Annotated in this window: 24 protein-coding genes; 12 read left to right on the forward strand and 12 right to left on the reverse strand. The window is 68.8% G+C overall.

The window, feature by feature from the left end; all coding sequences use genetic code 11:
• Positions 1-295 precede the first annotated feature (295 nt).
• Positions 296-1009, reverse strand: a complete 714-nt coding sequence (locus ACFWP7_RS27575; RefSeq protein WP_384386246.1) for an NADPH-dependent F420 reductase — start codon at positions 1007-1009, stop codon at positions 296-298.
• Positions 1010-1130: 121 nt separating this feature from the next.
• Here ACFWP7_RS27575 and ACFWP7_RS27580 point away from each other — a divergent pair, with 121 nt between their 5' ends.
• Positions 1131-1508, forward strand: coding sequence for a winged helix-turn-helix transcriptional regulator (locus tag ACFWP7_RS27580; RefSeq protein ID WP_384386248.1), 378 nt, complete (start codon positions 1131-1133; stop codon positions 1506-1508).
• 152 nt (positions 1509-1660) lie between these two features.
• Here ACFWP7_RS27580 and ACFWP7_RS27585 read toward each other — a convergent pair whose 3' ends face one another.
• Together ACFWP7_RS27585 and ACFWP7_RS27590 are read right to left on the reverse strand one after the other, a co-directional pair.
• A complete protein-coding gene (locus ACFWP7_RS27585; protein ID WP_384386251.1) occupies positions 1661-3049 on the reverse strand; it encodes an APC family permease in 1389 nt (462 codons plus the stop codon).
• A 48-nt stretch (positions 3050-3097) separates the two neighbouring features.
• Complete coding sequence (locus ACFWP7_RS27590; protein ID WP_384386254.1) at positions 3098-3970, reverse strand: carbon-nitrogen hydrolase family protein; 873 nt, start codon at positions 3968-3970, stop codon at positions 3098-3100.
• A gap of 79 nt (positions 3971-4049) precedes the next feature.
• Between ACFWP7_RS27590 and ACFWP7_RS27595 the strand changes: the two genes are divergently transcribed.
• The 7 genes from ACFWP7_RS27595 (at position 4050) to ACFWP7_RS27625 (ending at position 10991) form a co-directional block, all read left to right on the forward strand.
• Positions 4050-4823 (forward strand): FadR/GntR family transcriptional regulator, encoded by a 774-nt coding sequence (locus tag ACFWP7_RS27595; protein WP_384386257.1) that lies wholly within the window; start codon positions 4050-4052, stop codon positions 4821-4823.
• A gap of 553 nt (positions 4824-5376) precedes the next feature.
• The gene (locus ACFWP7_RS27600) at positions 5377-5934 is read left to right on the forward strand and encodes a SigE family RNA polymerase sigma factor (protein ID WP_384386260.1); all 558 of its coding nucleotides are present in this window, start codon (positions 5377-5379) and stop codon (positions 5932-5934) included.
• Positions 5931-6647, forward strand: a complete 717-nt coding sequence (locus tag ACFWP7_RS27605) for a hypothetical protein (RefSeq protein WP_384386262.1) — start codon at positions 5931-5933, stop codon at positions 6645-6647. The genes ACFWP7_RS27600 and ACFWP7_RS27605 overlap by 4 nt, the downstream gene beginning before the upstream one ends.
• A gap of 515 nt (positions 6648-7162) precedes the next feature.
• A complete protein-coding gene (locus tag ACFWP7_RS27610) occupies positions 7163-7576 on the forward strand; it encodes a hypothetical protein (protein ID WP_384386265.1) in 414 nt (137 codons plus the stop codon).
• 255 nt (positions 7577-7831) lie between these two features.
• Entirely contained in the window at positions 7832-8884 is a 1053-nt protein-coding gene (locus ACFWP7_RS27615; protein WP_384386267.1) for an ABC transporter substrate-binding protein, read from the forward strand.
• Positions 8881-9945 (forward strand): FecCD family ABC transporter permease, encoded by a 1065-nt coding sequence (locus ACFWP7_RS27620; RefSeq protein WP_384386270.1) that lies wholly within the window; start codon positions 8881-8883, stop codon positions 9943-9945. Before ACFWP7_RS27615 ends, ACFWP7_RS27620 begins: the two co-directional genes overlap by 4 nt.
• On the forward strand, positions 9942-10991 hold the full coding sequence (locus ACFWP7_RS27625) for a FecCD family ABC transporter permease (protein WP_384386273.1): 1050 nt from the start codon (positions 9942-9944) through the stop codon (positions 10989-10991). Before ACFWP7_RS27620 ends, ACFWP7_RS27625 begins: the two co-directional genes overlap by 4 nt.
• 51 nt (positions 10992-11042) lie before the next feature.
• Here the strand turns inward: ACFWP7_RS27625 and ACFWP7_RS27630 are convergent, their stop codons facing one another.
• Complete coding sequence (locus ACFWP7_RS27630; RefSeq protein ID WP_384386275.1) at positions 11043-12083, reverse strand: NAD(P)-dependent alcohol dehydrogenase; 1041 nt, start codon at positions 12081-12083, stop codon at positions 11043-11045.
• 199 nt (positions 12084-12282) lie between these two features.
• Here ACFWP7_RS27630 and ACFWP7_RS27635 point away from each other — a divergent pair, with 199 nt between their 5' ends.
• Entirely contained in the window at positions 12283-13200 is a 918-nt protein-coding gene (locus tag ACFWP7_RS27635; protein WP_384386278.1) for a helix-turn-helix domain-containing protein, read from the forward strand.
• Between the two features lie 16 nt (positions 13201-13216).
• On the opposite strand, the gene ACFWP7_RS27640 is transcribed toward ACFWP7_RS27635, so the two are convergent.
• Entirely contained in the window at positions 13217-13987 is a 771-nt protein-coding gene (locus ACFWP7_RS27640; protein WP_384386281.1) for a group II truncated hemoglobin, read from the reverse strand.
• Positions 13988-14498: 511 nt separating this feature from the next.
• Between ACFWP7_RS27640 and ACFWP7_RS27645 the strand changes: the two genes are divergently transcribed.
• On the forward strand, positions 14499-15353 hold the full coding sequence (locus tag ACFWP7_RS27645; protein ID WP_384386283.1) for a hypothetical protein: 855 nt from the start codon (positions 14499-14501) through the stop codon (positions 15351-15353).
• Positions 15354-15550: 197 nt separating this feature from the next.
• Here the strand turns inward: ACFWP7_RS27645 and ACFWP7_RS27650 are convergent, their stop codons facing one another.
• On the reverse strand, positions 15551-15844 hold the full coding sequence (locus tag ACFWP7_RS27650) for a DUF397 domain-containing protein (RefSeq protein WP_384386286.1): 294 nt from the start codon (positions 15842-15844) through the stop codon (positions 15551-15553).
• Positions 15816-16679, reverse strand: a complete 864-nt coding sequence (locus tag ACFWP7_RS27655) for a helix-turn-helix domain-containing protein (RefSeq protein WP_384386289.1) — start codon at positions 16677-16679, stop codon at positions 15816-15818. The genes ACFWP7_RS27650 and ACFWP7_RS27655 overlap by 29 nt, the downstream gene beginning before the upstream one ends.
• Positions 16680-16876: 197 nt before the next feature.
• On the opposite strand from ACFWP7_RS27655, the gene ACFWP7_RS27660 reads away from it, so the two are divergent.
• On the forward strand, positions 16877-17122 hold the full coding sequence (locus ACFWP7_RS27660; RefSeq protein ID WP_384386291.1) for a hypothetical protein: 246 nt from the start codon (positions 16877-16879) through the stop codon (positions 17120-17122).
• A 2-nt stretch (positions 17123-17124) separates the two neighbouring features.
• Positions 17125-17553: an ATP-binding protein gene (locus ACFWP7_RS27665; protein ID WP_384386398.1), complete on the forward strand. Its 429-nt coding sequence runs from the start codon at positions 17125-17127 to the stop codon at positions 17551-17553.
• Here ACFWP7_RS27665 and ACFWP7_RS27670 read toward each other — a convergent pair.
• The 5 genes from ACFWP7_RS27670 to ACFWP7_RS27690 form a co-directional block, all read right to left on the reverse strand.
• Positions 17517-19175, reverse strand: coding sequence for an AAA family ATPase (locus tag ACFWP7_RS27670; RefSeq protein ID WP_384386294.1), 1659 nt, complete (start codon positions 19173-19175; stop codon positions 17517-17519). The two genes, ACFWP7_RS27665 and ACFWP7_RS27670, sit on opposite strands and share 37 nt — an antisense overlap.
• A gap of 229 nt (positions 19176-19404) precedes the next feature.
• On the reverse strand, positions 19405-22707 hold the full coding sequence (locus ACFWP7_RS27675; RefSeq protein WP_384386296.1) for a S8 family serine peptidase: 3303 nt from the start codon (positions 22705-22707) through the stop codon (positions 19405-19407).
• 202 nt (positions 22708-22909) lie between these two features.
• Entirely contained in the window at positions 22910-23593 is a 684-nt protein-coding gene (locus ACFWP7_RS27680; RefSeq protein ID WP_384386299.1) for an ABC transporter ATP-binding protein, read from the reverse strand.
• Between the two features lie 64 nt (positions 23594-23657).
• A complete protein-coding gene (locus ACFWP7_RS27685) occupies positions 23658-25142 on the reverse strand; it encodes an ABC transporter permease (protein ID WP_384386301.1) in 1485 nt (494 codons plus the stop codon).
• Positions 25143-25322: 180 nt separating this feature from the next.
• Positions 25323-26591, reverse strand: coding sequence for an Ig-like domain-containing protein (locus tag ACFWP7_RS27690; protein WP_384386304.1), 1269 nt, complete (start codon positions 26589-26591; stop codon positions 25323-25325).
• Between the last annotated feature and the right edge of the window lie 178 nt (positions 26592-26769).

Here is a 26769-nt window from a genome sequence, read left to right on the forward strand (position 1 = left end):
CGGCCGATACCGCTGCGAGTATGCCAACGCCCGTTCGCCGCCTGCCTCTTCGGCTCGGAAACAGGTGCAAGCGCGTGCCTTTGATGGACATCCGTGCTCCTTCCCCAGTGGGGGGTGAGGGGCGGCCACTTGGCGCTGCTCCGTCAGGCGGCGTCCCTATGGGTGGAGGTGAGAGCGCTCTCAGGAGCGTGTTCCTCACGTCGGGTCCATGTCAATACCACCGACACAACCCCCGAAGAACGCGACCGCCGCCTCGACTTACTGTCGGTCAACGACAGATCAGGTGGACGCCAGGTCAGTCCACCGCGGGCGACGAAGGAACGCGAGGAATCGCGGAGTTGGGGTCGAATCCCGCGAACGCCAGCCCGATGACAAATCCCGCCACCTCTTCCAACTGGTGGACGCGATCCAGCGCCCCGAGGGTCGCCGGTGTCCCGCCGACGCCGCGCACCAGTTCGCCGACGATGCGCAGTGCCGCCGTATCGTCGCCGCACATCGCGACGGTCACGCGAGACCCGGCACCACCGGGAGGGCTCGTCCGCCGACCCGCCCGCCGACCCGCCCGCCGACCCGCCCGCTGCCCCGTCCACTGGCTCGTCCATTGATCGGCGGGAAAGAGGTGGAACGCCTTCACGACGTGGGCCCCCGGAGCGAGCTCGGCGACCCGCCTCGCCATCGGCTCACCGGGTTGGGTGAGCAGAGCACCGACGCCATGGGCGACAGCGTTCGTGGGATCGATCAACGGCGTCCCCTCAAGCAGACCGTCGGACGCGCCGGCCAGTCGCAGCATGTCCTCGACGCCGTCCCATGACACCGCGAGCAGCACCGCATCGCGCCCGGTGACCGCCTCACGCGGCGCGACGGCGAGCACTCCGTGGCCCAGCCGCTCGGCAAGCTTCTCCGCCCTGACCTGCGACCGCCCGCCGATCACCACCTCGTGCCCTGCACGTGCCCAGCCCTCGCCCAGGGCCGCCGCCAGTGTCCCTGTTCCCAGAATCCCGATACGCATCGTTGCTGCCTCTCTCGAGCCGTAGCAGGCCATGGCAGGCCGTAGCCAGTAGGGCAGTTACGGTAGGGAAGGCGTTACGCACCGATCAGTGCGTGACCAACGCGCGACGATGGGCGGCGAGATGACTGATCCCGAAACCCACTGCTACGAGTTGGTCGCCGATTGCCGTCTGCGTGCGGCCACCGATCTCTTCGCCCACACCTGGGATCCCGTTGTGCTGGCGGCTCTTCGCACGGGACCGCGCCGACGCCGCGAGCTGCGCGCCGCGATCGGCGGCATCAGCGACAAGGTGCTGACCGACACCCTGCACCGCCTGCTCGCCGCCGGTCTGATCGACCGTCACGCACATGCCGAGGCGCCCCCTCGTGTCGAGTACGGCCTGACCAGTCTGGGCCGGAGTCTCGTCGAGGGCCCGATGACGGCACTCGGACACTGGGCCGTCGAGCACGGTGACGAACTCCTCGAAGCCCAGGAGAGCGCGGCACGGACGCCCGGATGACGTACTGCTCAGCGCCGTACGGCTGGCTCCCTGCAACTCGGGCCGCCCGGTGGGCCGTACGACGGTACGCGGACGAGTGGACCGTCGCGCCCATGGGAGCAGCCATGACCGCCTACGCCGCTGGGGGCAGCCCAGTGACGTGTGGAGCCCCGTCACTGTGCTTGCCGGCCGGTCGGCTGTGGCTCCGATGCCGGGGTCGGTTCTTCGTCGAAGGTCATTTCCGGTGGGGCTTTGCGGAAGCCCTTGGTGAGGTAGGCGAGGTAGCAGATCCCGATGGCCAGCCAGATGAGGCCGAGGGTACGGGCCTTGCTGTCGAGGTGGACCAGCAGCCACAGGTCGACGAGGGCACCGACTGCGGGAAGCAGGACGTAGGACCACAGGGCGGGGCGGTGGCCTTTACGGCGCTCGCGGACGTAGGTGGCGATGACGGAGAGATTGACGAAGGTGAAGGCGGTGAAGGCACCGAAGTTGATGAAGGACGTGGACGTGGCGACATTCATGCGCAGCGCGATCAGGCCTACCGCACCCGCGAGGAGGATGTTCAGGGCAGGGGTGTGGTACTTGGGGTGGATCCGCCCGAAGATCTTCCGAGGCAGTACCGAGTCGCGGCCCATCGCATAGAGCAGCCGCGAGGTGCTTGCCTGCGCGGCGATTCCGGACGCGAACTGTGCGACGACCAGGCCGGCCAGGAACAAGGAGGAGAACAGGTCGCCGCCGATCTCCTTCGCGATCTCGAACGCGGCGGAGCTGGGATCGGTGAACGCGTACCCGGGGTGCGCCAGTTGCGTGGCGTAGGCGACCGCGACGAAGATGCCGCCGCCGATCACGGCGATGAGCAGGATGGCGCGGGGAATGGTGCGCTGCGGCTGGACGGTCTCCTCGGTCAGCGTGGTGACCGCGTCGAATCCGAGGAAGGAATAGGCGGCGAGGGCGGCGCCGGAGGAGACGCCCGCGAGGGTGGTCGCCTGATTGGCGAACGGTGTGGCGCTGACGAGTCCCGACGCTCCCTGGTCCTGGAAGACGTGCCGCAGGCACAGCAGAGCGAAGATCAGGACGACCAGGACCTGGAAGACCATCAGCAGGTCGTTCACGCGCTCCGCGGTCTTGATGCCTCTGATGTTGAGCGCGGTGGTGATCGTGATGAACGCGATGATCCACACCCAGAACGGCACTGAGGGGTACTCGGCCTGAAGATAGGCCCCGCCGATCAGCCAGATGACCATGGGCAGGAAGAAGTAGTCCAGCAGGGTCGCCCAGCCGACGAGGAACCCGACCCTGGAGTCGATGGAGCGCCGCACATAGGTGTAGGCCGACCCGGCGACGGGGTGGGCCGCGGCCATCTTTCCGTAGCTGTGCGCGGTGAAGAGCATGGCGCCCAGCGCCAGCAGGTAGGCCGTCGGTACGGCGCCGTGGGTGGTGTCGGCGACGACGCCGTAGGTGCCCAGCACGATGATCGGGGCCATGTAGGCCAGCCCGAAGACCACGACGGATCTCAGGGTCAGGCTGCGGGTGAGGGTGGGAGCGGGAGTGGGTGGGGACATGGTGTTCCTTGTGCCTGGGGATGGGGAGGAGGCGCCGGGGGGAGCGGATCAGTGGTCCGCGGGCCGCCAGCGGCGGGGGTCCAGGCGGCCGTCGTAGAGCGGCAGGTCGATGGGGGCGTCGGTGTCGGTGAAGTGGTCCCACATGCGGTTGAGGCCGGCGGTGCCGAAGGCGCGTACCCGCGTGACGTCATCCAGGTCGAGGACGTCGGTCAGCACGGTCGGCCCGGAGTCGGACGCCTGGACGCGGATGCGCCCCTCGGGATCGACAACCAGGCTGCGCCCGGTGCCGATCGGGCCCGCGGTGTTGACGCTGACGACGTAGACCTGGTTGACGATGGCGTTGGCCTGGGCGATGACGAGTTCCTGGGCGCGGTCCGACGAGGTGGTCATGACCGGATTGACGATCACCTCGGCTCCCATCCAGGCCAGGTGACGGGCCACTTCCGGGAACCAGGCGTCGTAGCAGATCGCGAACCCGATGCGGCCGGCTTCCGGGAGGTCCAGGACGACGAAGCGGTCACCGGCGGCGTACGGCTCGTAGGGCCGCCACGGGAAGATCTTGCGGTAGTGGGCGGCGAGTCGCCCTTGCGGGGAGAGGGCGAGGGCGGTGTTGAAGAGCTCGCCGGTCGCACCGCGCTCGCACACGGTGCCCGGGAACAACCAGATGCCCAGGTCGCCCGCGAGCTCGGCCAGCAGCTTCACGCGCGGGCCGTCGAGAGGCTCCGCCGCGGCCTGCAACCGGCTCTCCGATTCGGCGGCCGGGCCGTCGACGCCGCACAGGTGCAGCTCCGGGTAGGCGATCAGCCGGGTCTGCGGGAAGCGCGCCAGCACTCCCTCGACGTCTTCGGCGAATCCGGACAGGGGGTCCGTGGCCAGGCGGGGAGGGGCCTGGACCAGAGCGACGGGGAGGGGTCGGGACATACGCAGGAAATTAACTCAAGATGAGCTCTTATACAATGGTCTCATTATGAGCGATTTGACTGGCCGCTACCTTGAGCGCATGGCTGGCACCCCGGACGAATCTGCACCGGCCCGCGCCGAGGAGACCGTTCTCTCCCTCAACTCGCCCAAGCTGAACGGCATTCGACGGCTGACGGCGCTGGAAACGGTGCGCGCCCGCATCGCCATGGCGGTCGATCTCGGACTGCTCTCCCCCGGGGAGCGGCTGCCGCCGACCGGTGCCATCGCCCGGGCGCTCGACGTCGGAGAGATCACCGTGCGCCGCGCGCTCAGCTCTCTGTGCGCGGACGGCGTCCTGGAGCGCAGGCGTGGCCGCAACGGCGGCACCCTGGTGGCCGAGCAGCCGACACGGGAGGCGGTCGACGCGGCCGAGGTGTACCGAGGGCAGACCTCCGAGGTGCACCGCCTGATCGACGAACGAGTCGTCATGGAGTGCGGGATCGCTCATCTCGCGACCCGCGGCGCGACCGCCGCCGCCCTCGATGAGCTCCAGGGGCTCGTCGCCGCCATGGACGAGGCGGAGAGCTGGGCGGAGTTCCACTCCTGCGACGAACGGTTCCATCTCGCCCTGGCCGGCGCCGCCGGCCTCGACTCGACCGTGGAGACCTACGGCACCGTCCTGCGCAAGCTCTACGAGTACTACCTCCCTTACCCCCTCGCCCCCCTGCGCGAGTCCAACGAAGAGCACCGGGCTCTGGTGGAGGCGGTGCGCGCGGGCGACGCCGCACTGGCGGCGGACATCGCGTGCCGGCACGTTCGGACACTGCACCGCACGATGTTCATCGGACTGGCGGGCGGAGCCGCGGAGCGGTGAGAACGGACCCCGCGACACCGACCCCCGACAGATCCCCAGCAGCCCCAGGGACTGGCGGGCGGACCCGCAGGAACGGTGAGAACGGACCCCGCGACGTGCTGGCCGACAGTGCCCCAACGGGTCCGGGTCACAGCTTCGGGGCCGGTAGGAGGAGAGCGGGGATCCGCCGTGATCGCGCGCGGTCGGGACCGACCGCTCTCGAAGAGGGGTCTGCGGAGTCACCACACCCGCGGCGCCGACAGCCCGGCAGTAGCAGGCCTGCAACCGTGGCGATGGCTGCAGCCGGTCTGCAGCCATTCGCCATGGTTGCAGGCTCGTCGAGTCCGCCCGGGCCCGCTGGAGGGTGATCACCGGAGCTCACCTGGTGCCGCTGGTCCGGACAGGTGCCAGGTTCGAGAACCGTGTCCTGGCCGAGCGACAGGACCAGGCCGCATGAACCGCCACGACGTACCGCACGAGGAGCCTGGCAGCATCGTGGTCGAAAAAGTCTGACCGGCAAGGCAGTCGAACTCCGTTCCGCACCCGTCTTTACGGGGGAACGAGGGAGGGCACATTGAACGCCGACGAGGAACGTGAGTTCCGCGAGTTCGTGGCGGCGCGGTCGAAATCGCTGCTGCACACGGCCTATCTGCTGACCGGGGACTGGGAGCAGGGCCGTGACCTGCTCCAGACCGCGCTTGCCTCCACCGCTCGGCGTTGGTCGAAGCTGCGCGACCGGCAGCAGCCGGAGACCTATGTACGCCGGGCGATCTACCACGCTCAGGTGGACCGCTTCCGACTGCTCAGCTGGGGACGGGAGACGGTCACCGACACCCTGCCGGAGCAGCCGTCCGGGCAGGTCGGCGGCGGTGACTGGGCCGACACCGTGGTCCAGCGGCAGGACATCATGGCCGCGCTGCGGCGACTGCCCAAGCGCCAGCGCGCGGTGATCGTGCTGCGCTACTTCGAGGACCAGCCGGACGCCGAGATCGCCGCGATTCTGGGCGTCGCCCAGGGGACGGTCCGCAGCCAGACCCACAAGGCCCTCGCCACTCTCCGCAGCGCCTTGGCCGAGGCAGGCCCGTCGGCCACCTCCTCCTCCACTGTCTCCGGAAGGGGCGTCATCGCATGACCGACTCGACCGAACACCCGCTGCACGAAACGCTGCTGCACGATGCCTTGCACACCCATGTCCAGGAGAGCGGGGGCAATGCCGCCGGTCCCTATCTGGCCGGCCTGGCCGACGGCGCCTTGCGGGTCGCCCGGCGGCGACAGCGGCTGGCCCGCGCCGGCGTCGGCATCGCCGCCGCCCTGGTGGTCGCCACCGCTTGGGTGACCGTCGCGGACGGCGCGACCCAGCAGGCGCACCGCATTCAGCCCGCCACAGAGGGCACGGGGAACACCGAGAAGGGGGTTTTGCTCTCCATCCTGCCGGTCACCTCGTCCACGGAGCACGCCTGCGCCCCAGGCAGCGGCGGCTACACCGTGGAGGCGAGCGAGACCCAGCCGGCATTCTGCGTCCAAGCCGACCGGGCCGGCGGCATGACCGACGTCCGTGCCGCCTCCGCGAAGGCCTTCGAAAGCAGCGTCGAGGGCGCCTGGCGGGTCGAGGTGACCCTCAACTCCGCCGACCGAACCCGTTTCGCCGCCCTCACGGGCTCCCTCGCCTCGAAACCGTCCCCGCTCAACGGACTCGCCATCGTCATCGACGGCAAGCTCTGGGGCAATCCCTACGTGGCCGCCTCGGTCACCGGCGGCCGACTCGAAATCGTCGGGGCCTTCGCCGGGGAACTCACCAGCGCCACCGCCCACGACCTCGCCCTCCGGCTGAATACCGGTAGTTGACCGGCATGCCGTGACCTGCACTGATAGCCGGTACAGGTCACACATCCCCGGAATCCCCCACGTCACAGAACAAACCCGGCTTCCTACGATTGCTCCGGCCACGTCCGGCGAAGAGGACCGTGAACGAGGCTTGGCGTGGGTCATCAAGCGGCGTTCACAGGTGACAAGGGCACCTGCCTGAACGCTGCGCCGTTCATGAAATCTGTTGGACGAGTCCCCCAAGGCATGGATCATGGCGCCGTGACGAAGTGGCCGAAGAGGACAGCTCCGGTTGAGCGGGCAGATCTCGAACCCGAGCTCCTCTCGGCGTACCGGCAGGCAATGAGGAACCGCCCCGACGCGGTCGCCGATCTCTCCTGCCCCGGCCTCGGGCCTCTCAGCGGAAGCCGCGTACACATCGCAGGGCTTTTCGGCGGAGGGCTTCACACCACTACCGCGGACGGTCGGACTCTGGATGTCGTCACGCCGGCCTGGCCGAATGACCGAGTCCTGCTCTCCAACAGGAAGGCACGGCCATGGATGAAGACGACAGCTTGCGCCAGTACGGCCTGCACCCCGTCGGGGCGAACCTCGACGAAGTACGAGCTCTGCTCACCGTACAAACCCGGCTGGAGGGGCGCGCTCAGGGAGATGGCGACACGGCGTTGATGAAGTTGTGCTGCGTACAGCTGTTCAACGCCGGAACGCTCGAAGACATCCTCCTCATCTGGCAGGCGAAGTCCGCCAGCATGGACGCGGACTGCTCGATCGACGTCCAGTTGCTGTGCGGCAGCGGCCTGGCCACGACCAAGGCGTACCTGTCGAGTCAGCACCTGCCCGAAGCCGAAGCGGCGCTGCAACAACTGCTCCGATGCGAAGCGGCCGACGACTTCGAGGACTTCAGCGTCGAAAGCCGCTCGGCCCTCTACGCCGCCTACTACGCGCCCTGACGCCGGTCTCCGACGTTGCTCTGGCCGTCGGCCAGAGGCTTCGGGCGAACCGCCTTTCGGGGCCGGCCGGGCGCCTGTACCTACGGCTCGTCATCTCGACGGGCGGGCACGCGACGGGCCGGCGGCGCCTGCTCTCGGCAGTCCGGCACCGATGCGAGTAGCGCTGGGGCCCCGCACAAGCGGGGCCCCCGGTTCCGACCGCCCCGGAAAGGGAGCTTAAGGTAAGCCTTACCTAATTCATCGATCGGAGTCGCTGTGCGCACCTGGGGATCAAAGGCCGTACTGGCCGTTGCCGTCGTCGGCGGGCTGTTGGCCGGATGCTCATCCAGCGATGAGGCCTCCTCCCAGAGTGGGAGCGCCTCCTCCGACTCGGACCGCAATCTCGTGGCCGGCGCCTCCGAGGGACCCTCCGTGGCCCCCAGCGCCGTCGAGGCCGGTATGGGCGCCGGGAGCGCCAAGGACGGCGAGTTCCCCCGGACGGTCGGGCACTTCGAGGGCAGGACGGAGATCAAGACCGAGCCCGAGAAGATCGCCGTGCTCAGCACCGGACAGCTGGACGACCTGCTGTCCCTTGGGATCGTCCCGACGGTCACGACGCGCGCCGACAACGCCGGGCTCGTCCCGGACTACCTGGCGGACGCCTTCCCCGCGGACAAGAAGCAGCTCGCGGAGATGACCGACGCGGGCACCCGCCAGGCACCGAACCTGGAGACGCTGGCCGCCGCCAAGCCCGACCTGATCCTGCTCAACGACTCGCTCGGTGACCTGTACCCGAAGCTGTCGAAGATCGCGCCGACCGTCGTCACGGCCGGCAACGGCATCAACTGGAAGCGGGACCTGCTGCTCGTAGGCGACGCGGTCGGCAAGGGCGAGCGGGCGCAGAAGCTGCTCGACGACCTCGCGGACGACGCCGCCACCAGTGGTAAGAGCCTCGGCGACCCGGCCGTGTCGATGCTGCGGTTCACGCCGGACCGTACGCGGATGTTCGGGGTGTCCTCCTTCACCGGGTCGATCGCCGTCGACATGGGGCTCGGCCGGCCCAAGTCGCAGCAGTTCAAGGCGATTTCGCAGGACATCGGCGCGGAGAGCATCGACACCGCGGACGGCGACTGGATCTTCTACTCCGTACAGGGCGACGCGTCCAAGACCGACGCGGGCAGCGTTCTCGCCGGGCCGCTGTGGAAGTCGATGAAGGCCGTCGAGGCGGGCCGGGCGGTGAAGGTCGACGACGACCCCTGGTACCTCAACGCCGGTCCGACCGCCGCGCGGCTCGTGATCAAGCAGCTCACGGACACCATCGGCAAGTGAACCGGCAAGCGACCAGTCGTACGACGGCCGGCGGGCGCACGGCCGCCGGGCACACGGTCGGCAGGCGTACGGCCGTCAGGCGCACCGCCTGGCTCACCGCCGCCCTCCTCCTCACGGTCACCGCCGTCGCGCTCAGCCTCGCCGTCGGCACCCGCCCCGTCCCCCTGTCCACGGTCCTCGACGCCCTGGTGCACGGCGGGGGTTCACCGGACGCGCTGGTCGTACGGTCGCTGCGGGTGCCGCGGACCGCGATCGGGCTGACGGCGGGGGCGGCGCTGGGGCTCGCGGGGGCGGCGCTGCAGGCGGTCACCCGCAATCCGCTCGCCGATCCGGGGATCCTCGGACTGAGCCAGGGCGCGGCGGCAGGCGTCGTGTTCGCGATCGCTCTCGGCTGGGCGAACGGCTTCTCCGGTTACGTCTGGTACGCCTTCGCCGGGGCCGTCGCCGCCGCCTGTGTCGTGTACGCCATCGCCTCGCGCGGGCGCGGCGGCGCCTCGCCTGTGAAGCTGGCGCTCGCCGGAACCGCGCTGTCCGCGATGACGGCGGGGGCCACCACCGTTGTCCTGACGTCGAGTTCGGCGTCCCTCGACCAGTTCCGGTTCTGGCAGGTGGGCGCGCTCAGCGGACGGGACGCGGGGACCGTCGGGCGGATGCTGCCGTTCCTGATCGCCGGCGCGCTCCTTGTGCTGGCCTGCGCCCGCGGCCTGGACGCGCTCGCGCTCGGCGACGACACGGCGCGGGCGCTGGGCCACCGGGTCGCGCTGGTACGAGGGTGTGCGGCGCTCGGCGCGACCGTGCTCACCGCGGCCGCGGTCGCCGCCGCCGGGCCGATCGCCTTCATCGGCCTCGCCGTACCCCACCTCGCCAGGCGCCTCGTCTCCGGTGGACACCGCTGGACGCTCCCCCTGTCCGCCCTCCTCGGCGCCGCCCTGCTGCTCGCTGCGGATGTGGCGGGACGCGTGGTCCGCGCCCCCGCGGAGGTCCCGGCCGGCGTGATGACCGCGCTCGTGGGCGTACCCGTACTGATCGTGCTCGTACGCCGGAAGTCGGTGGGCGCATGACCACCAGCACGTACCCCCGCTCGGCGGGGCTCTCCGCAGTCCGCCACCGCGGCCTCTCCCTCCTCCTGCACCGGCGCTCGGCGGCCGTCGTCTGCGCACTGATCCTGGTCCTCGCGGGCGTGATGCTGCTGTCGGCGTGCGTCGGGCAGACGTACATTCCGCCGGGTGAGGTCTGGCGGGTGCTGCGCGGTCAGGGCGGCCCGTACGAGCTGATCGTCGGTGAGCTGCGCGTCCCGCGGATCGTGCTCGGCGCGCTGGTCGGCACCGCGCTCGGGCTGTCCGGAGCGCTCGTGCAGACCGTCACGAGAAACCCGCTCGCCAGCCCGGACGTGATCGGCGTCGGGCACGGCGCCGCAGCCGCGACCGTCCTGGCGCTCGCCACCGGCACCGTCGCCTCACCGGGCGCGCTCCCCGCCGTCGCCGTCACCGGCGGTCTGGTGGCCGCCGCGCTGGTGTACGTGCTGGCCTGGCGGCACGGGATGCAGCCAAGTCGGTTCGTGCTGACGGGAGTCGGGATCGGGGTGGCGCTCTCGGCCGTCGTACAGCTGTATCTGACCGAGAGCGAACTCTCCGAGGCCGAAGCACTCAAGCTGTGGCTGACCGGCAGCCTGAACGGGCGCGGCTGGGAGCAGGCGGGACCGCTCGGCTGGGTCCTGCTCCTCTCGCTGCCCGCGCTGGTGTGGGCGAACCGGGCGCTGCGGCCGCTCGGCCTGGACCCCGAGACGGCCGCCGCGCTCGGCGTGCGCGTGCACCGCGCCCAACTCGGGCTGACCTTCCTGGGCGTGGTGCTGGCCGCGGTCGCGACGGGTGCGGCGGGCCCGATCGGTTTCGTCGCCCTCACCGGGCCGCAGTTGGCCCGCCGCATCACCCGCACCCCTCAACTGCCGCTCGTCGCCTCCGGGTTGACGGGAGCGGTCATCGTGGTCGCCGCGGATCTCGTGGCCCGTACGCTGCTGCCGCCGCTGGAGATCCCGGTGGGGGCGCTCACCTCCCTGGTCGGAGGGCCGTATCTGCTGTGGCTGCTGGGGCGTTCGGGCGGGCGCTGAACCGGGGCCCGGAGAACCGGACCCGGGTTCAGCGGCCTACCGTAGACCTGGCTAGATCGTGGCCGTGTCGATCACGAAGCGGTAGCGGACGTCGCTCGCGAGGACCCGCTCGTACGCCTCGTTGATCTCGGAGGCGGTGATCAGCTCGATCTCGGCGCCCAGGCCGTGCTCGGCGCAGAAGTCGAGCATCTCCTGGGTCTCCTGGATGCCGCCGATGCCGGAGCCCGCGAGGGTCTTGCGGCCGTTGAGCAGGGCGAAGAGGTTGAGGGAGATCGGCTCCTCGGGGGCGCCGACGTTCACGAGGGCGCCGTCCGTCTTCAGCAGGGAGAGGTACGCGCCGAAGTCCAGCGGAGCGGAGACCGTCGACAGGATGATGTCGAAGGTGCCGGCCAGCTCCTCGAAGGTCTTCGGGTCGCTGGTCGCGTAGTAGTGGTCGGCGCCCAGCTTCAGGCCGTCGTCCTTCTTGCGGAGCGACTGCGAGAGGACGGTCACCTCGGCGCCGAGCGCGTGCGCGATCTTGACGCCCATGTGGCCGAGGCCGCCCAGGCCGAGGACGGCGACCTTCTTGCCGGGACCGGCGTTCCAGTGCTTGAGCGGGGAGTACGTGGTGATGCCGGCGCAGAGCAGCGGTGCGGCCTCGTCGAGGGAGATGCCGTCGGGGACGCGGACGGTGTAGTTCTCGTCGACGACGATGTGCGTGGAGTAGCCGCCGTAGGTGGGCGTGCCGTCCACACCGATGGCGTTGTACGTCTGGATGTTGCCCTTGACGCAGTACTGCTCCAGGCCCGCCTTGCAGTTCTCGCACTCGCGGCAGGAGTCGACCATGCAGCCGACGCCCGCGCGGTCGCCCACCTGGAACCTGGTGACGCCGGAGCCGACCTCGGTGACGATGCCGGCGATCTCGTGGCCCGGGACCATCGGGAAGATGCCCTCGCCCCAGCCCTCGCGGGCCTGGTGGATGTCCGAGTGACAGATACCGGCGAACTTGATGTCGATCAGGACGTCGAACTCGCCGACCTCGCGGCGTTCGATGGTGGTGCGCTCCAACGGCGCCTTGGGGGCGGGGACGGCGTACGCAGCAACAGTGGTCATGCCGGGGTTCTCCTAAGGAGTGGTCGTGTACCCGGCTGCCTTCTGACCTTGCTGACCTTCTGACCGGGTACGCCGTCCAGCGTGCCCGCTCGCGCGACATTCACCCAGGTCACCGCCTTACGTACGTTCGCTGGTCCTACTACTGGCGGGGTCAGCCTCCTGCGCGTACGACCGGGAACGGACCGTGAATACTGGAGGCATGGACCCACACCCTTCTCAGCGGCCCGCGGGCGAAGCGGGACAGCCGCTGGACCAGCGTGCCGAGCTCAGCGAGTTCCTGCGCACGCGCCGAGCCCGGCTGAAGCCGGAGGACGTGGGGATGCCGGACTTCGGCCGGCACCGGCGCGTGCCGGGGCTGCGCCGAGAGGAGCTGGCGCAGCTGGCCGGGGTGTCGGTGGCGTACTACACGCGCCTTGAGCAGGGCAACGGACGGAACGTGTCGTCGGAGGTGCTCGACGCGATCGCCCGCGCCCTACGGCTCACGGACGCCGAGCACGCACATCTCACCCACCTCGCGAAGCCCAAGCAGCACAAGAAGAAGCAGGGGGCTCGGCCACAGCAGGTGCGGGGCGCCTTGCGGCAGCTGCTCGACACCTTGGACGGGGTGCCGGCGTACATCACCGGGCGGCGTTCCGACGTCCTCGTGTGGAACCGGATGGCCGCGGCCGTGTTCGGCGACTGGGCGGAGTTGCCGGCGCAGGAGCGGAACTGGGCGCGGATGGTGTTCCTCCGGCCCGAGTACCAGGATCTGTTCGTGGAGTGGGAGCAGAAGGCGATCGACATCGTCTGTCTGCTGCGCATGGACGCGGGCTGTCATCCCGACGATCCTCGGCTGTCCGCGCTGGTCGGTGAGCTCTCCGTGAAGAGCGAGGACTTCCGGCGGCTGTGGGCCACACACGATGTCAAGGAGAAGGCCCACGGGGTGAAGCGGCTCCGCCACCCCCTGGTGGGGGACCTCTCCCTCCAGTACGAGTCCTTCCAGCTCGCAGGTGACAGTGAGCAGGTGCTGGTCACGTATCACGCGGAGCCCGGGTCGGCCTCGGCGGAGGCGCTGCGGCTGCTGGCCAGCTGGGGGGCGGACGCCACCCGTTCGGGCACGGCCGCCCCTCAGCCCTGAGGCCTGCGGGCTGCTTTTACGGCTGGTACGGGGGCGCGGCTCCCCAAGTCCACCGCGGCACCGGCTGCTCGCCCGGAGCCACCGCGTCCGGGCCGGAGAAGTAGACGGCCAGCCGCGTCCCCCACTCCGCATACGCGACGAACGCCGAGCGGAACTCCGCGTCGGTCGGGAGGCCCGCGTCGTCGGCGGCGTCCTGGAGGAGGTAGACCCAGCGGCGGCGCTGGGCCTCGGTGATGCCCTTGCCCAGGTGCTTGGCGACCATGTGCCCGTGGCCGCCCTGCGTCTCGGAGTAGGCGGCGGGGCCTCCGAAGACCTCCCCGAGCCAGAGCGCGACATGCGCCGCGTGTTCGGGGGCCAGGTCGGCGAACACCGGCGCCAGGACCTCGTCCTTGAGGACCTTCTCGTAGAAGACCTCGGTGAGGCGGGTGAACGCTACGGCGCCGCCCGCCCAGGCGTACAGCGTGGGAACCGCCGCGCCCGTCCCCCGTACCGTCGTCGGCTTGTAGTGACGCATCTCCTCGATGCTGGAGACGTAGGGGCGGATCTCGGCGAGGAAGTCGGCGAAGAGTTCCGACTTGCGGAAGCCCTCCTCGTGGGCCTCGCTCGACGTCCACGTGATGCGCAGGACGAAGTGCTCGAAGTCGTCCTCGCAGCGCGCCAGTTCGTAGTCGACGCACTCGGGCGCCGCCGCGAGATGCACGGCCGCCCGGGTGTAGGCGGCCAGGAACTCCGGCGACTGCTGCTCGGGGATGCGGTACCGGACGTACTCGACGGTCTGAACAGTCATGCCTCTACACAAACACGGAGGGCCCCGGAAGCTGTACTTCCAGCGAAGCAGCTCCCACCTCGTTGAGGAGCCCCGACAGTCCACGGCGTAGACCATTACCGGAGGCGTCACTGCGAGCAACCGTCTCCCCGACCGGTACCAGCCTCCGGAATGCTCTGAGCAGCGGCTGATTTCACCCTTTGGACGGAAGTTCCCCTCTTATTCCTGGTCAGGTGCGGGTCACTGACTCGAATCTGGTCCGGGATGCAGCGATTACATGATCCAACTCAGCCACCGAGACACTCAAACCCGGCGGCGGGAGCACTCACCGCACGGCGGCCCGTCGCGACTGCCGCGGTACCCAGCCGACGTCGTGGCGCAACCATGTGGAGGTCGATGTGATCGGCGAGACCGACACCGGCGAGAAGCCGATGAACCAGGCTGAGGTGAACTGCCGGGTGTACTGAGGGACTGGCCCAGCTCCCTCTGAGGGGCCGGCCTTGGAGGCCGCAGCAGAACCAAGGAGGACGACGTGTCAGAGCAGGACGCCGCCGCGCAGCCGGGCATTGCGCCCATGGCTCGTCACACCGCGGGAACCATGTTCGCCGCCCTCTACGGCGAGTTGGTCCCGCACTCCTGGCACGATCCCGAGTCCGAGCACGACGCCTACCAGTTGTTCCACCAGCGATCGCTTGCCATGGGCTGGCTCGACGACCGGGCGAGCGCTGCGGAAGGGGACGCTTCCGAGAGGCGCACGGTCGTCGCGCCGGGGCTGTGGGCCATGAACGACGCCGGATGGAGCCACCCCCTCGCTGCTCCGGCGCCGAACCTGATCTCGTGGTTCCAGGTCGAGGCCAGCGCGGTGGCGGGTGACCGACCGCTCCCCGTACAGCCGTTCCTGCGCTGCGCAGAGGACACGACAGCGCGGATCGGTTCCGTGCGCCTTTCCGCGGTACAGGTCCTCTTGCCGGTTCAGGGGCTCGACGCCTCGGCTCGCCCGCCCTATGCGATGGTGCCATCCATGCAGACGACCGACTGGTTCGGCGAGTACGACCCACGATCGCGGGCATCGGTAAAGATCCGCATCGACAGCGGCCGCGACCCGTCGATCCCCACGGTCGCTCTGCAGCTCACCCGCCGCCTCGGCCACCTGGACCAGGACGTGTTCGTGGGTGAGGCCAACCAACTCGCCCCCCCGGACAGTGTCCCGGCGCCGCCGTTCGACGACAGTTTCTGGAACGGCCCGCCCCTGCACGGCATGACACTGTCCGGTGAACTCGCAGAGTGGTCCTGTGACGCGGTCGGCTGGCTGGCCGAGACCGTAGCCGACTCCGCCGCCCACCTCGGCGTCCATTCGCCACTGCTGCTCACCGTCACACGGGCCTGATCGCCAGGCGGTTTCTCAGCGAAGGCCGAGTGGGTGATCGGTGATCCCTTCAACATCTTTCGCGCGCTCTGGTGGGGACTGCGACTTTTTACGCAGTGGCGATCATCCTTCAACTACCTCATCGTTCCCGCCACGAACGCCTCCACATCACCCAGGGGACCTTCCTCTGGACGGCCCCCTCGCCGCTGCCTTCTTGTTCAGGCGGTCAGGCTGCTGGCTTTGAGGGCCCCGACGAAGGGCGCCCACGCGGACGCGGGGAGGATGAGAGCGGGACCCTCGGGGGCCTTGGAGTCGCGGACGGGAACGAGGCCCGGGAGGCCGTCGGCGACTTCTACGCATTCCCCGCCGTCACCGTTGCTGTAGCTGGACTTGCGCCAGAGGGCGGCGCCGGCGAAGTCACCGGCCACCTCTACGCAGTTCCCACCGTCACCGTTGCTGTAGCTGCTCTTGCGCCACAGCGCGTCACTCAAGTCGATCCGGTTGCTTGCCATTTCGGTATTCCTCTGCCGCTGCCCTGATCATGGCCAGGGACGCCTCCGGTGACAGCGCGACGGCCCTGAGCCGATCGTATGCCTTGCGGTACTGCTTCACGAGCGCCGGTTCGTCGGTGGTGTCGCCGCTGTACGACGACTCCATGTAGACCAGCGGCGGAGCGTCGGGGAAGGTCATGACCATGATGGAGCCGGCCATGAGGGGATACGGCCCGCATGTCCGCGGAACGATCTGCGGAACGATCCGGTAACGCTCGGCCAACTCCATGATCCGGTCGAGCTGTTCGGCCATCTCCAGCGGCGGGAGGAGCGGTTCACGCAGCAGAGACTCGTGCAGGATCGCCCAGTACTCCGGGGTGTGGTGGTCGTCCTCGAAGAGCCGGGCCCGCGCCATACGGGCGCTGACCTTCTCCTCGACCTCCTCGTCGGAGGCCATGGGGTGGGCCGCCCGGACCAGGGCACGCGCGTACGGGGCGGTCTGAAGCAGTCCGGGGAAGACGCTGGGGCACCACTCCTCGATGGTCTCCGCGAACTTCTCCGCCTCCAAGACCTGCTCGAAGTACCACGCGTGCCCCGCCCGGTGCGCCTTCCGCACGTCCTCGCAGCACCGCTCGAAGAAGCCGTCCGTCTTCAGCACCTTGTCCACATGCCGAGCCAGGTCCAGCGGCATGCGCCGTCTCCCGTGCTCGATGTCACTGAGGTAGGACTTGCCGAAGAAGCTGCCCTCGACCGTCTGTTCAAGGGAGAGTCCGGCGGCCTCCCGCTGCCACCGCAACTCCTTGCCGTAGAAGGTGGGTACGCCCGAGGAGCCGTCGATGTTCTTGCGCTGGGCCATCGTTCACCGCCATTTGGGGTCTGCGGTCGACAGGTTCACTTTCCACTGTTCTTGCCACTGCTCTTTCCATGGCTTCCGCAACTCCCCGGCCTGCTTCCGCAGTTCACGCAGCGAACCCGAAACCCCTTTTACGGTACGCCGCGACACGTCAAGGTGTGAGCGATTCGTCACAGAACGCACAGGAAGATGAACCGCTCATGCCCGACCACTCGCCCGCCCCCTCGCCCGACAACCGCCCCACCGCCGACGACATGACCCGCTGCGTGGCGGAACTCCGAGCCGCCCTCACCCTCCACGGCATCACGCTCCCCTCACTCCGCGTGGACCTTCCGTCCTACGCGGGTACGTACCAGCCACCCGCGGGCATGGTCTCGCTGGGAAACTGCAACACCGCCACAGCTCGCGCACTCACCGCCGTGCTCCGAAAGGCGGCCGAGCGGTGACGATGACCTTCGAACTACGCCTGCTCGCCACCGTGAAGTCCGTACCCGAACTGCGTCACCACCTCCGTCACCACAGCTACGAAGTCCGGCTCTGCACAACCGAGTTGGTGACGAACGTCATCGACCACCTCGGCGAGGGCACCCCGGTGACCATCCGAGTCATCAGCACGGACCACGGCCACACCCGCGTCGAGGTCACCGACCCCGACCCGCGCGCCCTGCCCGTCCTCCTGCACGCCACCGCCACGGACGAATCCGGCCGAGGCCTCGCCCTCCTCGACGTGCTCGCACGGGGGTGGGGCGTGGAACAAGGGGCGGACCGCAAGACCGTCTGGTGCGAGCTGGAGGGGAGCACGAGCACGCCCCGAACCTGCGACCACGACACCGCGCCAAGTCAGGGGCCTGTCACACCGTCGCGCAGTTCGCGGTAGGCGAGCGTGACGTCCTCGAGACTCAGGGTCGTGATGTCCTCGAGTGAGAGAGTCCCGGTACCGCCATGGACCTCGTACAGGCGCAGGTCCCGCAGCGCCGCGGCCTTCCGGCACAGCTCACGTACGAATCGGCCGTTGCCCAGTCGGTCGATCAGCTCGTCACGCACGGCGTCCTCGCAGGCGAGTTCCAGCGCCAGGGCCGCGTCCTCGGCCAGGACATCGCCCTGCGCCTCCAGAATGTGCCGACCAATGAGTTCGAGCTCGGACGCGGAGTACGACGGGAAGTCCACCCGTGTCGTGAAGCGGGACGCCAGTCCGGGGTTGGCAGCCAGCAGTTCACTGATCTCGTGCGGGTAGCCGGCCAGGACCACCACGAGCCTGTCGCGGTCGTCCTCGGCCCGCTTGAGCAGGACTTGCAGCGCCTCGTCCCCGAAGGCGTCGCCGCCGTGGTAACCGCTGTTGGACAGCGCGTAGGCCTCGTCGATGAACAGCACGCCGTCAAGTGCGGAGTCGATCAAGTTGCTCGTCTTGATGGCGGTCTCACCAAGGTGCTGACCGACCAGGTCGACGCGCTGAGCCTCGATGACCTGGCCCTTCTCCAGCAGGCCAAGTCCCGCGAAGATCTTCCCGACAATGCGGGCAACTGTCGTCTTCCCTGTGCCGGGAGGACCGGCGAACACGAAGTGCTGAGGGGCCGCGGTGGACGGCAGACCCCGTTCCCTGCGGACCGCGGACATACGTAATTGGGCTATCAGAGTGCGCAGTTGGCGCTTGACGGGGCCGAGGCCGACCATGTCGTCCAGGAGCGACAGAGCCTCGGCCAAGGCCGCTTCCTTCGTCGCCGAGTCAGCCGAACCGTCCACGGCAGGGGCGGACTCGGGCCGCACCCCAGGCGCCGGCGGAGCCGACCGCGTGGGCACGGGGACAGTTCCAGGGGCGGAGGCCCGCGCACGTTCGGCGACGTCGGCCAGGCCGGGAAAGCAACGGAACGCGTACTGGAACTGCCGCAGCGCCTCATCGTCCTGCCGTAGCCCTTCCATGGCGAGACCGCGCGCATAGGCGACCTCCCCGTCGAACTTGCTGCCCGCGCCCAGGCGCTGAGGAAGCGGAGCCAGGACATTCAACGCCTCATGGTGGACGCCCTGTTCCACAAGGGCCCTGGCCACATAGAGCTGGGACTCGTCCCGCATAAAGGCATCCCCGATGTCCCTCGCGAAGGTCAGGACGAGTGGCCAGTCACGTTTGAGGAAGGCATACCTGGTGCAGATGAATCGCGTCTCGTCACAGTCCAGGTAAGCAGGCTCAAGGGACTGCCATGCCTCGCCCAGCCGGTCGTCGGCCAGGAGCCGAGCCATCACGGCCAGCCAGAGGTCGCGCTGCGTCTCCAGCCGGAACGTGACGTAAACGCCAAGGGCAAAGCGGGACTTGAGCGGTGTGGTCAGCTTCTTCCGTAACGCTCCGAAGGTTCCCCCATTTCGGGCCATCCAGTCGACGGCCTCGGCCGGACGGTACCCCGTCGCATGCAGCCCCAGCCAGGCGTCGGCGGCGGACGGGTCATGCTCCAAGGCCGCCTTGAAGCGATGCGCCGCGGCTTCCGTCCGGCCCTGGTGTAAAAACCCCACCGCCTCTGCCCAGGCGCGCTCACATTTCCTGACAGAAAGCCACGAAGCGGAAGTCCCCGACACTGCTTCTCCCCTCAGCGACGGGCAGGAAAGCCAACTGCCCATGCAGAGATCCAGTTTCCCACGCACCACGTTCGCCACAGCCCGCCGACCAGAAGCATGCGGCCGGGCAAAAGACAACGGCCTGCCCAGAACCGAGGTCCTGGGCAGGCCGTTCGCGCACGGAAGGTTACTGGCCGTAGTACGCGTTGTAGATCGAGACGGCCGACTTGTTGCCCTTCTTGTCGGTGATCGTCGCGTGGAGCGAGATGCCCTTGCCCTTCGCCGGGTTCTTGAAGGTGACCTTGCCACTCTTGACGGTGACCTTGGTCCACTTCTTGCCGCCGTCGTAACTGACGGACACGGAGAGGGACTTGAGGTTGCTGCCGGCGGCCGCGCCCTGGACGATGACCGGGATGGTCACCTTCTTGCCGGCCGTGACACGACCGTCCAGGCCGACGGATGCGCCGAAGCGGGCCGTCGAGAGCGGCAGCTTCGCGTCGGCGACCTTCTTCGAGCGGAACGTCCAGCTCGCGTTGATCTTCGTGGCGGCCGCGGCCACCTTCGAGGAACGCGTGATGGAGGTGGACAGCTGGTACAGCGAGTCCGCCGCCGGCACCTTGAACTGGCCACTGCCGTCCAGCGGATCGGCGTTCGCGGCGATCTTGGTGCCGTTGCGGTACAGGGTCGTCTTGACCGAGGTGTAGAGCGATGCACCGGCGTGCCCGGCACCGTCGGCGAACACCGGCAGATAGCCGTACAGGTAGTCGCCGCTGCGGTAGGCGCCGTACTCACTGTTGAGCTTCGGACCGAAGACCGCGGTGTTGAAGGTCTTCGAGTACGTCTTGCCCGCCGCGAAGGTCAGCGGGGCGCCCAGCGTGTAGTAGGCCTCGACGCTCGGGAAGCCGTCCGCGCCTATGGGCCCGTACTGCGTGAAGTCGACACCCCACTTGACCTTGTCCCCGGTGGTCACGTAGAGCGTCCGCGTGCCCGGCAGCTTCTGCCCGACCTCGACGCCGAAGGCCATGTCCTCGGCCAACTGGCCGTAGGCGGCGACCGCACCCGTCTTGCCGGAGACCGAGGCCCCCAGGTTCGCCTTCACCTTGGCGAGTTCGCTCGCCTTGTAGTGCTTGGTCTTGGTGCCCTGGAGCTTGGTGACCTGGCCGCCGGTCACCACGTCGTACTCGGTGGCGGCGCCCTTGAGCCAGGTGCCGGACCACCTCTGGGCGAGACCGGAGGAGATCGCCGGGCCGACGTGCGCGATCCGCAGGTCCTTGAAGGAGCCCACGCCGAAGCCGACAGCGACGGCGGCAGGGTCGTACGAGTAGGAAACGCCTGCGGAGAGCTGCGTCGCCGCCGCGTCCGGCACCGTGATGTCGGCGCTCTTGGCGGTGCGCTGGTCGATCGTCACCGTGGTGTTCTTGGTGACGTCCAGCTTGGGCTGGACCAGCCAGTCCACGCCGCCCTCGATCGTGCCGAGGTCCTTCACCAGGATGGTGTCCAGGATGTACGTGCCCTTGGGCACCCGGATGGTGTCGGTGGCGCCGGTGCCCTGCCCGTAGAAGTCCCGCCCGTTGGCCACACCCGAGTAGGCCCACAGGTCGGTGAGGTGGATGGGCTGCTCACCGGCACGAGAGATGTAGTTCACGGTGACGTCGTAGGACTCCACCTCGCGCTGCACCGCCGCCGCCGTGCGTACGGTCTGGCCGCCGCCGGTCGCCGTCACGTACGAGGAGTAGGCGCCGTCCGTGGTGCCGCCCAGCTTCGTGTTGACCGTCAGGTCGACGGAGGCCGTGCCGCCCGCCGGGACGGTGACCGTCTTCGCGCCGAGCGTGAAGAAGCCCGCCGGAGCCGCCTGGCCACTGGGGTTGGTCGCCGTCGCCGCGAGGTTCAGGGTGACGTCGGCCGTGCCGAAGTTGCGGTAGGTGACCTGCTTGGTCACCGGGGTGTCATCGGTGTGCGGCCACTGCTGGACGCCGAAGGTCACCGACGAGGTCTCGGCGATCACGGTCTGCTGGATGGCCTTGTCGACCTGGATCCGGCCCGAACCCTGCTGGAACGGCGTGTACGCGCCGCCCTTCGCGGAGCCGGTCAGCGCGCCCTTGAGCTCGGCGAACGTCCAGTCCGGGTGCTGCTGCTTGAGGATCGCCGCCGCGCCCGCGACATGCGGGGTCGCCATCGACGTACCGGAGATGGTCAGGTAGCCGGCCGGATTCTCGCCGACCTCCTTGGCGATGACACTGCCCGCGGCCGAGGCCGCGGTGATGTCCACGCCGGGCGCCGTGACGTCCGGCTTGATCGCGCCGTCCAGGCCGGGGCCGCGGCTGGAGAAGGACGCCAGCGTGTCGCTGCCGTCCACGGCGCCGACGGTCAGCGCGTCGGCCGCGCTGCCTGGGGAGCCGACGGTCTGCTCACCTGGGCCATCATTGCCCGCGGCGATCGCGAAGAGGATGCCCTTCTCCTCGGACAGCTTGTTGACCTCGGCCTCAAGCGGGTCGATCTCGGGGGTGTCGAAGCCGCCCAGGCTGAGGTTGATGATGTCAGCGCCCTGCTCGGCCGCCCACTCCATGCCGGCGAGGACGCCGGAGTCGTCGCCGTGGCCCTCGTCGCTGAGGACCTTGCCGTTGAGGATCTTCGCGCCGGGCGCGACACCCTTGTACGTGCCGTTCGACTTGGCGCCCGTGCCGGCCGCGATGGACGCGACATGGGTGCCGTGGCCGTACTTGTCGGTCGCGTCGGGCGAGGTGGAGAAGTTCTTGGACTCGGTCACCTGGCCCGCGAGGTCCGGGTGGGTCGCGTCGACTCCGGTGTCCAGGACGGCGATCTTGACGCCCGTGCCGTCGTAACCGGCGGCCCACGCCGTGGGAGCGCCGATCTGCGGTACGGACTTGTCGAGGCTGACCTCGCGCACGCCGTCCAGCCAGACGTTCGCGACGCCGGAAGCGGTGGCGCCGTCGTCGGTGACCGCGTCCCACAGCTCGGTGGCGTCCTGCTTGGGCGTCACCACGGCGTCCGCGTTCAGGGACTTGAGGGTCCTGCGGACGGTGCCCGCGTCACGGACGTCGCCCTTGGCCGCCGTCGCCGTGCCCCTGTAGCCGACGATCACCTTCAGTCCCTGCTTCTGGGACTTGAGGGATGCCGCCGTGTTCAGCTCGGTGACGTCGAAGAGCCGCTGATCGATCTTGCCGGTGGCTATCAGACGCTGCGCGTCGGCCGGCACCACGAAGGTGTGGCCGTCGGCCTCGCGGGTCCGGACGGGCATGTTCTCGCGGCCCTTGGCACGCTCGACGCCGACGACACGGCCCGAGGTGTCGACGGCCACCCGGTCACCGGTGATCAGCGTGATGTAGTGCTTGGCCGTGAGCGCGGCCTGCTTGGCCTGCCCCGTGGCAGTGGTGTCACTCGCGTACTCCGCCGACGCCGGGGTGGTCATTCCCGCCGCCAGGGCCACCGCGGCCGCCGTGGCGACCGTCGCAAGGCACGCTCTTTTCACTTGTCTGCGCAAAACTCCCCCTGAGATGAGATCCGGACGAATCCCCATTCATCCGGCCGGAGGAAGTTCCGCACGCGCATACGTGCACCCCCCGGTATACGTAAGTATGCCCGGGGGGTGATCGGCTCCTCAATAGCGGGACACAGGTGAGAAGTTGACCGACATCTTCCGCCGCAGTCCCGAGCCCCTCTTCTGTGCTCCGCTACGCTCCCGCGTTCTCCTTGACGGTGAGCTTGCCCTTGCGGATCGTCGCAACTCGCGGGGCCTTTTTCGCAATCGAGGAGTCGTGCGTGACCATGATGAAAGTGAGCCCGTGCTCCTTCCACATGGTTTCCAGTACGTCCATGATCTCGTCGCGCATCGACTCGTCGAGGTTGCCGGTCGGTTCGTCGGCGAGCAGTACCTTCGGCTGCTTGACCAACGCGCGGGCGATCGCGACGCGCTGCTGCTGACCGCCGGACAGTTCGGCGGGCAGATGCCCGAGCCGCTCATCCAGGCCCACCGACGCCAGTGCGTCGGCGGCCCGCTGCCGCCGCTCCTTCGCCTTCACCCCGAGGGGTACGAGAGCGGTCTCCACGTTCTCCTGCGCGGTGAGCGTGGGAATCAGATTGAAGCTCTGGAAGACGAAACCGATGTTCTCGGCACGCACCTTGGTGAGCTTCGCCTCGGACAGCTTCGCCATGTCAATGCCGTCGAGCTCGACGCTGCCCTCGGTGGGCCGGTCGAGCCCGCCGAGCATCTGGAGAAGGGTGGACTTTCCGCCTCCGGTGGGGCCCTGGATGACCAGCCGGTCGCCGTCCGCGATGGTCAGGTCGACACCGGCGAGGGCGTTGATCGTGTCCTTGCCCCGCGAATAGCGCTTGATGACGCCTCTGAGTTCGTACATGGAACAACTCCTGGTTGTGCGTAAGGGGGTTGGCCGCGAGAGCGTGAGCCGTGCGGGGGCCGGACTACTCGACGCGGCGCAGCGCGTCCGCGGGACGCAGTCGGGAGGCACGCCAGCCACCGAAGGCGCCGGCGATCAGGCCGCCGGCGACGGCGAGGACGACCGCGACGACGATGGTGTTGACGCTGACGGGCGCGGTGAGCGCGACGTCGAGGGCCTTGGAAGCGGTCTGCCGGGCGGCGCCGAAGCCGCCACCACCGCCACCGCCACCACCGCCGGCGAAGGAGCCACCGCCGCCGGGACCGGCCGCCGCACCGCCCGAACTCCCCACCTCCGCCTGGAGGGTGGGGCTGATCTCGGTCACGACGAACGCGCCCGCGAGGCCGAGTGCGATACCGAGAGCGCCACCGACCAGACCGTTGACGATGGCCTCACCGACCACCTGGCGGGTCACCCTGCCCGACTTCCAGCCGAGCGCCTTCAGGGTGCCGAACTCGCGCACACGCCGGGAGACGGCCGAGGAGGTGAGCAGACCGGCGACCAGGAACGCGGCGATGAGTACCGCGATGGACAGCCACTTGCCCACGTTCGAGGCGAGGTCGGAGGCGGTAGACAGGGAACCGGACACGGTGCTCGCGAGGTCGGCGGAGGTGGTGACCGTCGTACCCGAGATGTTCTTCTGGATGGTGCTCTTGACGCTGTCGATCTGCTGCGAGTCGGACGCCTTGACGTAGATCGTGGTGACCTTGTCCTTGGAGTCGCTGAGCGTCTGCGCCTGCTTGAGCGGGATGTACAGGTTGGCCGCCGCGTCACCGCTGTCGGGCGTCGCAATGCCGATGACCTTGTACTTGACGCTCTTGATGGTGACCGTGCCGTTGAGGGCGAGCTTCTTCTCCTTGGCGTACGCCGCGTCGACGACGACGACCTTGGCATCCGTCTCGGACGTCGTGAACGTACGGCCGCTGGTGATCTTCGAGGAGGTCAGCGGGCCGAGCTCCGGCTTGGTGACGTCGGTGCCGTAGACGGTGTACTGGTTGACGTCGAACTCGGCGCCACCGCCCTCGACACGGCCCTGCGGCGCACCGGTGCCGCCCCCACGGCCGCCCGGGGCGGCCGACGCGCCCTCGTCCTGCTGGAACTGGCCCTGCTGGAACTGGCCGTTGACCTTGATGACCTGGAGGCTCAGCCCTCCGACGGAGTCCGCGACGCCCGCCTGGGAGTCGACCTTGGTGACGGTGCTGGAGGCCAGGGTCTGGAAGCCCTGGACCATCACGCGGTCGCTGCTCTGCTCGGAGCCGCCGTCGTTCGCGTCGAAGTTGAAGCGCGGGCGCTGGCTGGTGTCCGTCTGAGCCGCGGCGGCCTTGGTGACCGTCATGTCCGTGCCCAGTCCGTACAGCGACTGGAGGACCTTGCCCTGGGCCTTCTCCATGCCCGAGGACACGGAGCTGACCACGATGACCAGGGCGATGCCCAGGGCGAGCCCGGAGGCGACGACGAGGGCCGCCTTTCTGCGGCGGCGCAGTTCGCGCCTCAGGTAGGTGAAGAACATGGCCGAAAGCTAGGTACGGCTCGTGATGAAGGCATAAGGCCGAGATAAGAGAATGATGAGAAGGCTGTGGCGGAGCACGATTTCACCTGTGCGCCACCGAGCAAGCCTGTGCGAGAGCCCAGCACGAAGGCCCGCACCCTGCCGGGTACGGGCCTTCGGACGAAGCGGGGGCAATGGGTACTAGACGGCCGAACCGGCCTTCCATGCCGCCCAGTCCAGGTTCCAGCCGTTGAGGCCGTTGTCCGGGGCGACGGTCTTGTCGCCGGTGTTCTGGACGACCACCACGTCACCGATGATCGAGTGGTTGTAGAACCAGGCGGCAGTCGTGTTCGGGTCGTTCGCGCCCTTGGTGTCCGACAGGCCCACACAGCCGTGGCTGGTGTTGACGCTGCCGAAGACGGACTTGGCGCCCCAGTAGTTGCCGTGGATGAAGGTGCCGGAGCTCGACAGACGCATCGCGTGCGGTACGTCCTTGATGTCGTACTCGCCCTTGCCGTCGTCGTCCGTGAAGCCGACCGTCGCGCCGTCCATCCGGGTCTCCTTGAACTTCTCGGAGATCACCATCTGACCCTCGTACGTCGTGTTCTCGGGCGAACCGGCGGAGATCGGGATGGTCTTGATCGTCTTGCCGTCCTGCGTGACCTTCATGGTCTTCGTCTTGGCGTCGACGATCGAGACCTGGTTACGGCCGATCTTGAAGGTGACCGTCTTCTGCTGCACGCCGAACACACCGCTCGCGCCCTCGACCCCGTCGAGGTTCAGCTTGAGGGTGACGGTGGAGCCGCCGGTCCAGTAGTCGTCGGGGCGGAAGTCCAGGCGGTTGGCGCCGAACCAGTGCCCGACGACCTCCTGGCCGCTGCTGGAGGAGACGGTGATCCCCTTCTGCACCTCGGGCTTGTTCGTGATCGCCTTGTCGAAGTTGATCGAGACCGGCATGCCGACACCGACGGTGGAGCCGTCCTCCGGCGTGAAGTTGCCGATGAAGCTGTTGGCCGGGGAGACCGTGGTGAACGATCCATTCTCGTGGGCGACGCGGCCCTCGGAGTCCGTGGCCGCGGCCGTGACCTTGTACGTGGTGGAGCGCTCCAGCTGACCGGTGGGCGCCCAGCTCGCCTTGTCCGCGGATATCTCCCCGGCGACGGCGGTGCCGTCCGCGGTCTCCATGGTGACCTCCGTGAGCGTGCCCTTGCTCACGGTGACCTTGGCCGCGTTGTTGATGGAGGCATTGTCGGAGCCGTCCTTGGGCGTGATCGTGATCGAGGCCTCGGAGGTCTTCTTGGCGGCTGCCGCGTCGGCGCTGGCCTGCGCACTGTTGCTCTGGCCGCCGTCACCGCCCGCGCTGTCGTCACTCCCGCTGCACGCAGAGAGCGCCAGTACCCCGCCGAGCAGTGCGGAGGCGACCGTCAGGCCCCTGCGCCGCATACCAACCGTCATCACACGCTTCTCCATCGTTGCCGAATACCCAAAAAACCGTGAGAGCCCCGTAAGAACTTTCAACGCTACGGCCGGTTCATCCCGTTCCACATCCGGTGGATGTGTGGGGCACACCACGTCCGAGGCGGGTGGCACGGAGGTGACCCGTGCGACTCCCGCGGTCTCCTGAGACGAGAAAACCCCGGACGGCGGT

This window comes from Streptomyces sp. NPDC058470 (assembly GCF_042721055.1).
Taxonomy (GTDB): domain Bacteria; phylum Actinomycetota; class Actinomycetes; order Streptomycetales; family Streptomycetaceae; genus Streptomyces.

Coding starts and splice junctions, on each gene's coding strand:
- ACFWP7_RS27575 (WP_384386246.1), bottom strand. CDS start 1,009: ATGCGTATCGGGATTCTGGGAACAGGGACACTGGCGGCGGCCCTGGGC.
- ACFWP7_RS27580 (WP_384386248.1), top strand. CDS start 1,131: ATGACTGATCCCGAAACCCACTGCTACGAGTTGGTCGCCGATTGCCGT.
- ACFWP7_RS27585 (WP_384386251.1), bottom strand. CDS start 3,049: ATGTCCCCACCCACTCCCGCTCCCACCCTCACCCGCAGCCTGACCCTG.
- ACFWP7_RS27590 (WP_384386254.1), bottom strand. CDS start 3,970: ATGTCCCGACCCCTCCCCGTCGCTCTGGTCCAGGCCCCTCCCCGCCTG.
- ACFWP7_RS27595 (WP_384386257.1), top strand. CDS start 4,050: ATGGCTGGCACCCCGGACGAATCTGCACCGGCCCGCGCCGAGGAGACC.
- ACFWP7_RS27605 (WP_384386262.1), top strand. CDS start 5,931: ATGACCGACTCGACCGAACACCCGCTGCACGAAACGCTGCTGCACGAT.
- ACFWP7_RS27610 (WP_384386265.1), top strand. CDS start 7,163: ATGGATGAAGACGACAGCTTGCGCCAGTACGGCCTGCACCCCGTCGGG.
- ACFWP7_RS27625 (WP_384386273.1), top strand. CDS start 9,942: ATGACCACCAGCACGTACCCCCGCTCGGCGGGGCTCTCCGCAGTCCGC.
- ACFWP7_RS27630 (WP_384386275.1), bottom strand. CDS start 12,083: ATGACCACTGTTGCTGCGTACGCCGTCCCCGCCCCCAAGGCGCCGTTG.
- ACFWP7_RS27635 (WP_384386278.1), top strand. CDS start 12,283: ATGGACCCACACCCTTCTCAGCGGCCCGCGGGCGAAGCGGGACAGCCG.
- ACFWP7_RS27640 (WP_384386281.1), bottom strand. CDS start 13,987: ATGACTGTTCAGACCGTCGAGTACGTCCGGTACCGCATCCCCGAGCAG.
- ACFWP7_RS27650 (WP_384386286.1), bottom strand. CDS start 15,844: ATGGCAAGCAACCGGATCGACTTGAGTGACGCGCTGTGGCGCAAGAGC.
- ACFWP7_RS27655 (WP_384386289.1), bottom strand. CDS start 16,679: ATGGCCCAGCGCAAGAACATCGACGGCTCCTCGGGCGTACCCACCTTC.
- ACFWP7_RS27660 (WP_384386291.1), top strand. CDS start 16,877: ATGCCCGACCACTCGCCCGCCCCCTCGCCCGACAACCGCCCCACCGCC.
- ACFWP7_RS27665 (WP_384386398.1), top strand. CDS start 17,125: ATGACCTTCGAACTACGCCTGCTCGCCACCGTGAAGTCCGTACCCGAA.
- ACFWP7_RS27680 (WP_384386299.1), bottom strand. CDS start 23,593: ATGTACGAACTCAGAGGCGTCATCAAGCGCTATTCGCGGGGCAAGGAC.
- ACFWP7_RS27685 (WP_384386301.1), bottom strand. CDS start 25,142: ATGTTCTTCACCTACCTGAGGCGCGAACTGCGCCGCCGCAGAAAGGCG.
- ACFWP7_RS27690 (WP_384386304.1), bottom strand. CDS start 26,591: ATGGAGAAGCGTGTGATGACGGTTGGTATGCGGCGCAGGGGCCTGACG.